The 13821-nt window shown below is 39.3% G+C and carries 12 protein-coding genes; 1 reads left to right on the forward strand and 11 read right to left on the reverse strand.

What is annotated here, in order from left to right; translation table 11 throughout:
- Nucleotides 1-4 precede the first annotated feature (4 nt).
- The 11 genes from ACH9UM_RS04555 to ACH9UM_RS04605 form a co-directional block, all read right to left on the reverse strand.
- A complete protein-coding gene (locus tag ACH9UM_RS04555) occupies nt 5-1444 on the reverse strand; it encodes an acyl-CoA carboxylase subunit beta (protein ID WP_004845023.1) in 1440 nt (479 codons plus the stop codon).
- A gap of 113 nt (nt 1445-1557) precedes the next feature.
- Nucleotides 1558-1824, reverse strand: coding sequence for a PqqD family protein (locus ACH9UM_RS04560; protein ID WP_004845022.1), 267 nt, complete (start codon nt 1822-1824; stop codon nt 1558-1560).
- Between the two features lie 57 nt (nt 1825-1881).
- Nucleotides 1882-2604: a hypothetical protein gene (locus ACH9UM_RS04565; RefSeq protein WP_004845021.1), complete on the reverse strand. Its 723-nt coding sequence runs from the start codon at nt 2602-2604 to the stop codon at nt 1882-1884.
- A 131-nt stretch (nt 2605-2735) separates the two neighbouring features.
- Nucleotides 2736-3164 carry a S24/S26 family peptidase gene (locus ACH9UM_RS04570; RefSeq protein ID WP_009242699.1) on the reverse strand — a complete coding sequence of 143 codons (429 nt, stop codon included), beginning with the start codon at nt 3162-3164 and terminating at the stop codon, nt 2736-2738.
- A gap of 176 nt (nt 3165-3340) precedes the next feature.
- Nucleotides 3341-3463, reverse strand: coding sequence for a hypothetical protein (locus ACH9UM_RS04575; protein WP_009242700.1), 123 nt, complete (start codon nt 3461-3463; stop codon nt 3341-3343).
- A 24-nt stretch (nt 3464-3487) separates the two neighbouring features.
- On the reverse strand, nt 3488-5941 hold the full coding sequence (locus ACH9UM_RS04580; RefSeq protein ID WP_009242701.1) for an Ig-like domain-containing protein: 2454 nt from the start codon (nt 5939-5941) through the stop codon (nt 3488-3490).
- Nucleotides 5942-6271: 330 nt separating this feature from the next.
- Nucleotides 6272-8266 carry a 2-isopropylmalate synthase gene (locus ACH9UM_RS04585; protein WP_004845016.1) on the reverse strand — a complete coding sequence of 665 codons (1995 nt, stop codon included), beginning with the start codon at nt 8264-8266 and terminating at the stop codon, nt 6272-6274.
- 135 nt (nt 8267-8401) lie between these two features.
- The gene (locus ACH9UM_RS04590) at nt 8402-9682 is read right to left on the reverse strand and encodes a D-alanyl-D-alanine carboxypeptidase family protein (RefSeq protein WP_009242703.1); all 1281 of its coding nucleotides are present in this window, start codon (nt 9680-9682) and stop codon (nt 8402-8404) included.
- A 181-nt stretch (nt 9683-9863) separates the two neighbouring features.
- Complete coding sequence (scpB, locus tag ACH9UM_RS04595) at nt 9864-10433, reverse strand: SMC-Scp complex subunit ScpB (protein WP_004845014.1); 570 nt, start codon at nt 10431-10433, stop codon at nt 9864-9866.
- Complete coding sequence (locus ACH9UM_RS04600) at nt 10423-11181, reverse strand: ScpA family protein (RefSeq protein ID WP_004845013.1); 759 nt, start codon at nt 11179-11181, stop codon at nt 10423-10425. The genes scpB and ACH9UM_RS04600 overlap by 11 nt, the downstream gene beginning before the upstream one ends.
- Before the next feature lie 227 nt (nt 11182-11408).
- On the reverse strand, nt 11409-12284 hold the full coding sequence (locus ACH9UM_RS04605; protein ID WP_004845012.1) for a metallophosphoesterase: 876 nt from the start codon (nt 12282-12284) through the stop codon (nt 11409-11411).
- A gap of 279 nt (nt 12285-12563) precedes the next feature.
- Here ACH9UM_RS04605 and ACH9UM_RS04610 point away from each other — a divergent pair, with 279 nt between their 5' ends.
- Nucleotides 12564-13733, forward strand: a complete 1170-nt coding sequence (locus tag ACH9UM_RS04610) for an IS110 family transposase (RefSeq protein ID WP_009243756.1) — start codon at nt 12564-12566, stop codon at nt 13731-13733.
- Nucleotides 13734-13821: the final 88 nt, after the last annotated feature.

Consider the following 13821-nt stretch of genomic DNA (forward strand, 5'->3'; position numbering starts at 1 on the left):
CTCACTAAACCGTACCGTGTTTCTTATTCGGACGATCCTCTCTCTTTGTAAACAGCATCTCAAATGCGCCGATCACATATTTTCTCGTATCGGCAGGCGTGATGATCGCATCAACATATCCTCTGCGAGCCGCTGATTTAGCACTGGATTGGATTTTTTCATATTCTGCCGCTTTCTCTTTTTGTGTTTCCATGTCCGCGTCATCATACATGATACGAGCCGCAAGGTTTGCATCCATCATACCGATCTTTGCATTTTCCCATGCATATACCATGTCCGCACCGATTGATTTGCTGTTCATCGCGATGTATGCGCTTCCATAAGCATTTCCTATAATTACATTCACTTTCGGCACTGTTGCCTCAGCAAACGCATAAGTCATTCTTGCCACAGCTCTTGCCATATCTTTTTCAGAGTCGAGCGTAGCTGAAAATCCTTCTACATTTGTCAATGTGAGCACCGGAATCGAGAATGCATCACAGAAATTCACAAAGTCAACCGCTTTCTTACAGCCATCCACTGTAAGTGCACAATCAAATGATGCTGCCTCTGTTCCGTCTTCTGCGTAAACTTTTGTACGATTCGCAACAGCCCCGACCGTCATACCGTTCAGACGAATAAACCCTGTCACCATTTCTTTTGCGTAATCTTTCTTCATCTCTGTAAAAATCTGATCATCTGCAATCTGTGAAAGAACGATTGCAGTATCGGCTGCCGCATTTTCAACATCCGGACAAATACGATTCAGATCGTCCATACATTCTTCATAGGACAGATCATCTTCATTATTTGCCGGGATCATGCAGATCAAAGAACGAATTTCATTTAAAATATCCGCTTCTGTTCCGATACCGTCGACAAGACCTGCCGTCTCACTCTGGTATTTTGCAGCGGAAGTATCACATCTTGAAATCTCGTTTCCTGCAAGCGCATTCGGAGAATTTACAAAAAGCTTTCCGCTTTTTTCTTCCATGAATGTAAAGTCAGCAAGTCCCGGAACAACTGCAAGTCCGCCGCCGCACATACCGAAAATCGCCGCAATCTGCGGAACAACTCCCGATGCCATTGCCTGCTTGTAGTAAACACTTCCAAAAGCTTCTAAAGCATCCGTAGCTTCCTGAAGTCTCAATCCGGCACAATCGATAAGACCGATGACAGGAGCTCCCATCTTCATCGCCATATCATAGATATTTGCGATCTTCTTTGCATGCATCTCTCCAATCGCTCCGTTGAGCACTGCGGCATCCTGACTGTACACATACACAAGATTGCCGTCAATCACTCCATAACCGGTAATAACACCATCAGCCGGAGTTTCTTTTTCCTGCAAGTTGAAATCTGTGCTTCTGGCAGTAACTGCGCCGCCGATCTCAACAAAGCTTCCCTCATCAAGCAATGTAGCAATTCTTCTGCCCGCTGAGTTTCCTGTTGCATTGTAGCTCATATTTTAGCCCTCCATATAAATAAATTTGTTTAAATAAACCAAAATTTCTGCCTATTTTAGTATATACTAACATCTATAAGATTTCAATTAAAACTTACTGCAAGGCTTTCTCTTTATTCCTCCAAAACCCCCGCCTCTCTTAATTTTCTCAGAAAAGTTTTCATGCTTTTTTGCGCCTGCTCAGGTTCAATCTCATAAATCTCCAGCATGGACTCTAACAACTTATCCTCATCTGTATTTTCTTTCAGAAGATCCCACAATTCTCCGCCTGTCTCATTAAGGTTGATCATACCATGAAAGTTTTTTGCCGCTTCTCCAATTGGAACGACTACGACGCGTTCTCCTACCTGACGTTTGATAAATCCTTCTTTTATTTTCATCTTCGTATTCTCCTGATTTTATTTCTTTTTTATCGCCTTAATTGTGTTTCTTCAAACTTATACTTTACTCAAAGTCTCATAAGCCACCCGTACAGCTTCTGCTGAAATATTGCACTTTAATACAAAAAACGGAAGCTTTTGAACAAAATCGTCTGCCAATCCCATGAACTCGATCAACGTCTCAGGATCTTCAGGGAAAAACAGTTGATGAAACACTCTGTCTATAACTTCCTTATCAGCAATCTTTTGAATCTTATTTTCTTCTCCCCGTTCAATAAAGCAAACTGCCTGAATCGGCGCAGAACTTTGACTTCCAAACTTTTCTTTTCCCATCCACGGTGTGCCATATGCATACCATACGCCGTCTTTACATCTGATGATCGGCTTATCCCCGTTAATATAACTTGCTCTGCCTTCAAAATACTCGACCCACAGCTTCGTATGTGTTGTCTTTCCGACTCCGCTCTTCGCGGTAAATACATACGCTTTTCCGTCTAACTCCAATACGGCGCCGTGCATAACAAATGCCTGAAAGGCAATCAGCTTTCTTGCGATCGCACGGTAAATACATGTACTCTCACACAAAGCTCTGCTCACGCTTTCTGCACGATACCCCGCGTATTCCGTTTCAATTTCTTCATCTGTAACAGACACTTCAATATCCGGTTCGTATCCTTCATTCACCCTCCATGTTTCACATTGTTGTTCAATATACGGATATTTATAATGAATTCGGATACATAAATCTGCTGTTTTAATAAGCAGTGTTTTCTTCTTCATATCATTTCCCTTCCCTGCTACTTTTCACACTCTCTCATAATTTATAATCTACTAAAGTATACAAAAAAAAGAAAGGTTCGACAAGACTCTCTATTCTCGCAAACCTACTTTTTCTTACTTTTTTCCTGTATTCATTTCTTCTTTATTCGCTGTAAAATATGTTTCACTCGAAGGATCAACACACGAATCCAAAAGAAGTCGCACCATAAATGAACATACAGACGATACTTCCGATCTGTTATATATATATGCTCTTCTCTACGATAAAACTCTGTCACTACACCGACTATCCATTCATCCGGCACATTCTCTTTCCACCAACGATTGTCCCCACAGATAACATACCCATTCTTCTTCACATGCAGAATACGATGCAGTACATATTTCCCGTCCGGTCTTCGATAAAGTGGAAGGTCATATCGCTTCAGTCTTCCATGAACCGGTTCTATAATAATTGTATCCTTTCGATTACGCAGCATCGGTTCCATGCTGTCTCCAACCGTTGTGGAGACACAAGCTTTCCCCGATCGAAGTTCTTCTTCCAAAGATGTATTACGCATAAATTCATTGCCTCATATGCTTACTTTTCTATCTTAATTTTATTCAGATCCCAATACAACAGATATATCTTTTTTTCTGTTCAAAAAACATAAAATTCAATCAATATATAATGATAAAAAGCAAGGGTATCGCATCTCGTACGATACCCCACATTACTTCTGCCAGAAATGTTACTTTACGGATCCTCACCCTCGATAGTCCCACCATCTTCGTTATCTTCTATAACAGAAGTTGTAATGATATCCTCATCCTGAAATTTAATAACTTCCATCCCCGGCTCTAAAAATGCTCTTTTCATCTTTCTCTTCTCCTCTTAATTTTATTATTTTACTTCATAGCTCACAACATCACTATATACAGTCTGTTCCTCACCGTTCTTATCCGTGTATACAACATAACCTTTTGCATACCAAATATTCGGCTTTGTGCATTTTACACTAACAGAATAATTTCCTGCTAAACCTGTGGTCGTTGCTACTTTAGTAATAATTCTGTCTGCTTCCAGCTTAAACGCTTCTTGATTATCTTTATACAAGGCTTCCCATGCTGGTTTGCTTGTTAAAATCATTCCATGTTTTACAATCTTACATCCTTCAGGTACTGAACGTTTTGCCGTATATTTAATAGTCTGCGTAGATTTATTGTATGACACGCTGCACAACATAGCTGCCTGCGGAGTTACTTCTTCTCCAGCATCTACATAAACCGCTTCTATCGTTGTATCTCCATATACTGTGAAAGTATACGGACTCGAATAACAGATAGGAGTTCCATTGAATGTCCAGTGTGAGAACTTCTTGTCTTTCACAGTCTGTGCAACAACTCTCACCTGTTCTCCGATTTCACAGTATTTTGTTTCTATCTGATCGTTATTATTGATTGTAACTACTGCTTTTAATTGTAATTCTTCGATTGAAGCATTTAATGCATCAACAACTAATTTCACATCTTCCACAGAAAGGTTCGCGTTCTCTTTCGCAAGTTTCGCATTCTCCAAATTTTCTCTAAGAGCTGTTTTTGAAGCTTCTGTATATTTATTTTCAAAATTCTCTTCCCGTATTTTCTCTTCTGCTGCTTTGATTGCTACATCTAATGCTGTATCATCACGAGTAACAACAACTGTACATTGTGCTTTCTTTTCCGGATTCATTGTGGAAGTTGCTGTAATAATCGCCGTTCCCGCACTATTAGCTGTAACTAATCCAGTTGCACTATCAACAGAAGCGATACCCTCTGCATCAGATACCCAGAGAACTTCTTGGCTAGCATTATCCGGTGCAACTATAGCCGTTAATTGTACTGTCTCACCGACTTTCAAATTGGCCTCAGTTACATTTAATGTAACTTCTGTTACCGGAACATACTCTTGCAATCCTGCAATCGCCTGTTCTAACGCTGTAATCTTCTGCTCAACAACTACCATATCCGGAACTTCCGGCAGAATCGCTTCTTGTAATGCTGATCGTGCCTCTTTAACTGCCTGTTTGGAAGCTTCTGTATAACTGTTCCCTTCTTCAATACCACTTACTTCTTCTAAATACTGAACTGCATAATCTTTTGCAGTAACTTCCATCACTACCGGTTTCAAACCACTTGCCCATGCATTCTTTGTAGTTGCTCCTAAACGAAGCCATTCTCCTGTGTGGACTCTTGCAATTTTACTTGTAATTGTACTATTTGCACCAACGATATTACGGAATAAATCTTTGCCATCCTGATTATCACTTGAGTGGCAGACAAAGAAACTCGGTGCCGGACTGCTTGCCTGTGTTATCGGACTTTCCAATGTCATCTTAAAATAACCATTCTTTGGAGCTTTCCACGCATATGCTACTGCTGTATACGCCTCACCTTGAAATGTAGATGTAATTTCATCCTTATTCAGCTTTGCGTAATAATATGTGCCATCCAAGCCCTTATCATCATTCATCCAGCTTTTTTCACCGTTATCTTTTGTTTTTAATGCATTTGCCGGAATATCAATCCACCCTCCTTCTGAAGGCTTCTTAATCTGATAATGCCATCTATCTGCATTCTCTGTCTGATCAGCCAAATTGCCATATGCAACTTCATAATCCCAAAAATCTGATTGTTTATAGAAATTATAAGTTACTCCTTCTGTTCCCTCAGTTTCTTCAAACACACGAATGCGCTTTGCCGCCACATACTGTTGTCCGCCATTCGCATAAATCGATGTTGCAACAAGACGGATATGCGTTGCGGTTACTGCTTCGTTAAATACAATCTCCTGTGCAGTACGAGCATTCTGCAAATTTCCGGCCGCACCTGCAATATCATGAAAATCATCATCTCTCGGTTCGCCCTGCTGAACATTGGCATATTGAACCTTATATGCATTAATAGAACCCATACCATTGTCTCTTGACAGATAAGTTATTTTCTTAATTTTTTTTGCTTCTCCAAATCCTGTCTGAATCCAAATAGGATTGCTTGCGCTTACTAATCCACTGTTTACTTCCCCTTCTACAGGATTTCCCTGATATCTAGAATGCCACCAATGATTCTCATCATCAAATGCCCACCCAGCTTCACCATCATTATCCCAAGCTGCCGGTTTCTGCTCCGAATTTGCTTTTGCATTTGCCTTCAGAACTTCTGACTCAATCTCCTTTAAAACTTTTTCTTCTACAGTTACAGACTCGTTCTCGATATCTACAGCAGCATGTACCATTCCAACTCCCATATTGCCAAATGACACGAATGTCACAATCATGGCCGCTGATAAAGCACACGCCAGAACTCTTTTCATTTTCATTCTTTTTTCCTCCTTCTTCCCACCCGTTTATTTCATAAATTTAACTTCGTAAACATTGCTTAAAGTATTATATATAAAACACTTATTTTTTCTTTTTTCAAAAACGCACAATGTTTACATAATGTCAGCATAAGTATACCCCCCCCCCCGCATATTTCTGTCAATATAAATATATAATAATCTTTATTTCTTATTTTTTTGTGCATCATAAACAATCCTTTATTTTCAAAAATATTTATAATTACACAAAAGGAACTATCGCTTTGAGATTTATTAGTCACCAAAGCGATAGTTCCTCCTATCCCCTGCTATCATGCTGTTTTTATCATTTTACTTTTTATTCCGATATTGTACCGGTGTTGTATGATACATTTTTTTGAACACTCGATTGAAATGTTCTACATTCTGATACCCGACCATCTCTGCAATGCTTTCTACAGTGGCATTCCCGCTTCTAAGCATTGCACGCGCTTTTTTCATTCGGATCTGTTTGAGAATATCGCCGAATGTCATGCCTGACTTTTCTTTAATATATTTTGACAAATATGGTTTTGACAGAAAGAATTTTTCCGAAAGATCTTCTAATGTCACATTTTTATAATTTGCATAAATATAATTTGTAATCTCCAGCAGTCTTTCATCTTTTCCGCCATCCACAATTTCACTCAATTTATTTACAGCAACTACAAGCGCTTCTATCGACGCTTTTATAATATCCGCATCTATTCCGACTCCCCAGTATTTCTTTTTATTGTATATTATGCCGACATAAGCGACAGCTCTCGAAGAAGAGCCTTTTGTCAAGGAATGCTCTTCATAAAATGCCAACTGATAATCCACATCAAAATAATGTTTTATCGCATTGCTCACCGCATCTAACCGACCGTTTCCTACACCCACAATTCTTCGGTCATTACCGTTATGATGGATCACCGCATCAGCCACCATTCCGTTTTCCTGTTTGAAATGACATTCATCAACTGTAAAAATCGTCTTTGCCGTAATATAGTTATCTTCAAAAATATGATATACCCAGTCCGGCGTAAGTTCTTTATGCGCTTTGTCGGAAACGTCTTTGACAAGATAACCGACTTCTTCTTTCATCTTCTCCGGCAGGCTGATTCCAAAGCTCTGTTTCAAGATATAGTTCACGCCGCCCTTGCCTGACTGACTATTGATTCTTATAACGTCAGAATCATACCGTCTTCCGACATCCTGCGGATCGATCGGTAAATACGGCACGTTCCACTTATCACACTGCCGATCTTCTCTCCATGCCATACCTTTTGCGATCGCGTCTTGATGAGATCCGGAAAAAGCCGTAAATACAAGTTCTCCTGCATAAGGCTGTCTTGGAGAGACATGCATACGCGTCACTCGTTCATACACTTCACATATATCACTCATATTTGAAAAATCTAATTCAGGATCTACACCTTGAGAAAACATATTCATTGCCAATGTAATAATATCAACATTTCCGGTTCTTTCTCCATTGCCGAACAATGTTCCTTCAATCCTATCTGCTCCTGCCAAAATACCGAGCTCCGCATCACTGATACCTGATCCTCTGTCGTTATGAGGATGCAAGGACAGTAATACATTTTCTCTGTGAAGGAGATATTTATTAAAGTACTCTACCTGACTTGCGAAAACATGAGGCATTGCATTTTCTACTGTGGTCGGCAGGTTGATGATTGCCTTATTATCTGAAGTCGGCTCCCATATATCCAAAACAGCATTACACACTTCAAGTGCGTAGTCAACTTCTGTTCCCTGAAAACTTTCCGGACTATATTCAAATGTAAAATTACCGGTCGTCTCTTTTGCCAGTTTTTTCAACAATTTCGCACCATCGACCGCAATTTGCTTAATCTCTTCTTTACTCTTTTTAAATACTTGTTCTCTCTGTGCAACAGAAGTAGAATTGTATACATGTATGATCGCATGAGGCGCGCCCTGCACAGCTTCAAATGTTCTTTTGATAATATGTTCTCTCGCTTGAGTAAGAACCTGGATCGTAACGTCATCCGGAATCATATTTTGCTCGATCAATGCTCTGATAAACTGATATTCTGTCTCAGACGCCGCCGGAAAACCAACTTCGATCACCTTAAAACCAACGTCAACGAGAAGCTGAAAAAACTCCAATTTCTCATCAAGACTCATCGGTTCGATCAACGCCTGATTTCCGTCTCTAAGATCTACGCTGCACCAGATCGGCGCCTTATCAACACAATCTTTTTTTACCCAGTCGTAACAAGGTGTCGGAGGCATAAAATAAGTTTTTTCATATTTTTTCCAATTTTCTCTCGTTGTCATCATTACAGTTCTCCTTATATTATATCAATGATATTGCTTTTTTTTATCATTCACATACTATCACATTATATTTACTCATTCTAGTGACAAATTTAATCATTTATATTGATTTTTTTTAATGTTTCGTATTTTCATACTTTACAGAAGAAATTTTCTTCGTAGATATTCTGCACATATCCAAAGTGTTCTTTCTTTTACTGTTTTTCCCGCAACAACCTCATATGATATGATCCGCTCTCCATTTACACGATAAACAATCTCTCCTATTACAGTTCCCTTTTTTATCGGAGCACAAATTTCCTTCTTAATTTTTATTTCTATCTCATCTTTATCATCTGCTCCTACTAAAATTTTTTTAGATTCCCCTAAGATCTCTACTTCTAAAAGATCTTTTCCTTTTTTAGGAAACCCTCCTGTATATCCGTTTTTTATATAGATTTTTTCTGTTCTGTCTATCTTATCCGGAGAAATCTCTTTATAACAATAATTTTCCATTCCGTATGTCATTAATTTCTTTGTATCCGACCATTTATACCCTTTATTATTCGGCCATCCACATGCAAGAAGCGCCACAATCAATGTTTTTCCGTCTTTTCGCAGCGCTCCGACATAACAATATCCTGCATCTTGCGTAAACCCTGTTTTTCCGCTGAGAGCTCCATCCATCATTTTTAAAAATGTATTATGATTTACACAGGAATAACTTTTTTCTCCTTTGCAATCGGTAAATGTATACGCATCTGCCCGTGTGATTTCTAAAAATTTTTCCTTTTGCGGAGATTCCATAATGCAATATCTCATTATCCTCGCCAACTCTTCTGCCGTCGTATGATGAATTCCGTTTTCATCCTGTCCGTCAAGCCCGTTCGGAGTAATAAAATATGTAGAATTGCAGCCTAACTGAGAAGCTTTTTTATTCATCATATCCGCAAATTTATCAACATTTCCCGCAATACATTCTGCTATTGCGACGGCTGAATCATTATGCGATTCAAGCATAAGCGAATAGAGAAGATCTTTTAAATAAAAAGTCTGCCCTTGTGTCATTCCAAGCTTTACTTTCGGTTGTGCAGACGCGACGCTGCTAACTTCTGCTTTATCAGATAAATTTCCGTTTTCAAGCGCCAGAATACATGTCATAATTTTCGTCGTACTCGCCATCGGCATCTGTTCGTCTTTATTTTTTCCAAACAAAATACGCCCTGTCTCGGCGTCCATTAAAACGGCCGAACGGGCGTATAGATCAGAAGGCTTGACCTTAATACTCTTGTGACTTTCATCCATAATTTTCTCTTGTGCCCTGCAATCAGCCCATGAAATATTCCAGACTGCCGACAGACATAACGCAAACAACATTATGAATGACAGTATACTTCTTGTATTCATCTTAAATCTCTTTTTAAATTTCTTTCTTTCCATTCCGAAACACCTTCTATGCCGATAGTCTTTCTATCTATATGCCCTCCCATACAAGCTTATTCCTACAAATATTATCATCATCCACAGTACAAAAAACACATTTCGAGATTGTAGACGGTCACTGTTGCAAAAAAAACAGGATGTGCACCGCTTATGCCATCCCTGTTTTTTCAACCTGTTTTTAAATATCTAATTTCAACTGTGCTTCATCTTCGGCTTCTTCTTTAAAATGCTCGATCTGCTCCGGATTCAGCATCGGAAGATCATCTAACGACTGCACGCTGAACCGACGAAGAAACTCTTCTGTTGTTCCAAACAAAAGAGGTCTTCCGGGGGCATCCAATCTTCCCGTCTCTTCAATTAATCCATATTCAACGAGTTTATTTACTGCATGATCCGATTTAACACCTCTGATTTTTTCTATTTCTAATTTTGTTACAGGCTGCTTATAGGCAACGATTGAAAGTGTTTCTAAGAGTACATCCGTAAGAGCATAGCGCTTTGGCTGTTTCGCTACACGAATTAAATATTCGTACATTTCCTTTTTTGTACATAACTGAAAAGAATCTTCCAACTCAATAATACGGATTCCTCTATCCTCTTTTTCATAACGCTCCATCATATTCCGAACAAGTTTTTTGGTCGTTTCTTCATCATGTCCGATTGCAAATGCAAGTTTACTTATTTCAACAGAATCTCCCATCGTAAACAAGATTGCTTCAATCGCACTTTGAAGTTTTTCAATTTCCATACGCCTCTTCCACCCTTTCAATCATGATCTCGCCGCATGTTTCTTCCTGTTCCACACGAATTTCTCCCAGCTTCATCATTTCTAAAACCGCCAGAAATGTCACTACAATATGCATCTTGCTCTTTTGCTTCTCGAGTAGCTGTCGGAAGGAGAACTTATGATGTGTATGCATGTATTCGTGTATATATATAAACTTGTCTGATACGGTGACTTCTTCTTTTTCTATTTTTCCGAACTTGCTCCGAACCGGATCGATCTTATCAACCTGCCTTTTCATCACTTCTTTAAATATCTCATTTAATTTTTTCAATGTAAGATCTCCAAGAAGTTCATCCAGATCAACCGGTTCTGCATATTCTTTCACTTCTTCCGGTATTGTCGGATCTTTATAAAGTATCATGTCTGCATCCGTCTGCCTGTCCTTCAGCTCATACGCCATATACTTATACATTTTATACTGTAAAAGCTGTTCTACAAGCTCACGCCGCGGATCTTCTTCCTCCCCCTCTTCCGTTTCCTCTTTCGGAAGCAGCATTCGACATTTTATATCCAAAAGCGTAGCTGCCATAACAAGGAATTCACTCATAATATTCAGATCTTCTTTTTGCATATTCCTTATATATTCCATATATTGATTCGTAATTTCTACGATTGGAATATCATAAATATCTATTTTATTTTTATCGATCAAATGAAGCAGAAGATCCAACGGACCTTCAAAAACTTCAAGTTTTACCGGAATTCCCATAAATTATCTCCATCATTTAAACAGCTGCTTAACATTTCGCCAGTTCACCATTTCCGCAACAAAAGAAAATCGCAGAAATTTCTAACGCCAACTCTACATTATAAAGGAGCTTTTTACTTTTGACAATGTTTTTCTTTTATCGTCTTTATCGTTTTTCCGCCTCGTTTTCCCGTCATTGTTTTCCCTGCCGGATCATATATTTTTTACTTCGTCAGCTTGCCGCCTTATTACCGGACACAGACCTCGATTGCGATAACCTCCGGCATATTAAACAAACGAATATTGATCGTATGACTTCCCAGTCCTCTACTTACAACTATCGTCTGTTCTCCTTCTCTGCGCATTTCCCCTGAATATTTCGGAAAGAGAAACCCCTGCGGCGTCACAACTGCCCCAATCCCCGGACACCGCACTAATCCTCCATGCAAGTGTCCGGATAGGATCAAATCGGCTCCCCATTTTTTATAAGCATCCATATATGCCGGGTTATGCGCCATCAATATCGAATAATCTTTTCCCTTTTTTCCGATTTTTTCTTCAACCGTTTTCTCCGTAACATCTGCTTTTTTAAATTTTCTATTCACAGACGAATCCAGTTCCAGGCCATAGATACTAAACTTCATACCGTTTTTTTCTATATTTTCGGCTTTATTCTCCAAAAAGCATACTCCACAATTTTCCAGCTTTGCTTTGTATCGTTCGTATGTATCCCCGTATATATCTGTATTTTCTTTCATTCTCTGTTCATGGTTGCCATTTGTGTAATACACCTGACAAATATGCGGTAATTTCTTCACAAACTCAAGAGCTTCCTGTACGGAACTGCCTTCTTTTGCGACCAGCATATCCCCTCCGATTAAAATCATATCCGGCATTTCTGCCTGAATCGCCTTATACAATTTATCGTTTTTATTTCCGTATACACAGTTATGAAGGTCACTTAAAAAAATCACTTTTACACAGTTTTGAATGCCGATGTTTTTTTTCGTTTTTACTTTATATTTTCTCACCCGGAATGTATGAGTTTCCCGATAAATTTCTCCTGCCGCTAAAATGAGCAAAATAAGGATAAAAATAATTATCCACCATGCTGTATTATTCATTTATAAAACTTGTATGATAATTAGGAAGTTAATTATCACACGTTTCCTTTCTTTTAATATCGTGGTTCAATACAATTCAGATACTATGGACTTTTGATTTTTCCCTGTAGCCTTGACTACTCGACTGGAGTGTATTGCCGCTACCTTTATCTGAATTGTTTATTAGCTGGATGTTGCCGGAGTGTTTTTCACTCAGAGTACTTATTTCTATCAAGTCTACGATGATAATCGATGGTGGACATCATGGTATCAGACTTTATGAAAGGGAGGTACAACCTCATGAAAATTTTTGTAGGCATTGATATTGCCAAACTCAACCATTTCGCCGCTGCGATTTCTTCGGACGGTGAAATACTCATTGAGCCGTTCAAATTCACAAACGACGCTGATGGCTTCCAACTGCTGGTCTCTAAGCTCGAATCATTCGATAAGAACAGCATCATCATCGGTCTTGAGTCGACGGCACACTACGGTGACAACCTTGTTCGATACCTTGTTGCTGAGTTCTACCAAGTGTGTGTGTTGAACCCCATCAAAACCTGTCAGATGCGTAAGAACAATGTTCGTAAAACAAAGACAGATAAGGTCGACACATTTGTTATTGCTAAAACTCTTATGATGCAGGATGACCTAAGATTTATTACCTTCTTTGATCTCGATATGATGGATCTTAAGGCCTTGGGGCGCTTTCGGCAGAAAACCATTAAGCAACGCACCCGATTGAAAATCCAACTGACAACCTATGTTGATCAAGTATTCCCGGAGATTCAATACTTTTTCAAATCCGGTCTGCATCAGAATGCTGTCTATGCTCTTTTAAAAGAAGCACCTTCTCCAAAAGAGATTGCTTCCATGCATATGACTCATCTGGCAAATCTGCTCAAAGTGAACTCGCACGGACATTTTACTAAAGAGCAGGCCAAAGAATTAAGAATTCTCGCACAGAAGTCTGTCGGTGCCAACGACAGCGCTATATCTATTCAGATAACTCAAACCATTCAACAAATCGAGTTACTGGATAGCCAATTAGAAAAGATTGAAGCTGAGATGACGGATATCATGAAATTTAACGATTCTGTCATCATGACCATTCCTGGTATCGGTTATATCAATGGTGGAATGATCCTTGGTGAAATAGGCGATATTCACCGTTTCTCCAATCCAAACAAGCTGCTTGCTTTTGCAGGCCTGGATCCTTCTGTTTATCAGTCTGGTAACTTTCAGGCTAAGACAACAAGGATGTCCAAACGTGGCTCTCGTGTTTTACGATATGCTCTTGTAAATGCAGCTTGGAACGTTGTCAGGAACAACGCAACCTTCAAGGCTTATTATGATGCCAAGAGGGCTGAAGGCCGGTCTCACTACAATGCACTTGGGCACTGTGCCGGCAAGCTTGTCAGAGTCATCTGGAAGATGCTCACTGACGAAGTAGAATTTAACCTCGAGTAAGAGATCTGTATACCTATATCGATAGATTTTGAAAAAGCACCCTAAGGGAGCTCTATTAAAGTTACCCTTTTTTACCACCGATATGAAA

Source organism: Mediterraneibacter torques (assembly GCF_044591705.1).
In the GTDB taxonomy this organism is placed as follows: Bacteria; Bacillota; Clostridia; order Lachnospirales; family Lachnospiraceae; genus Mediterraneibacter; species Mediterraneibacter torques.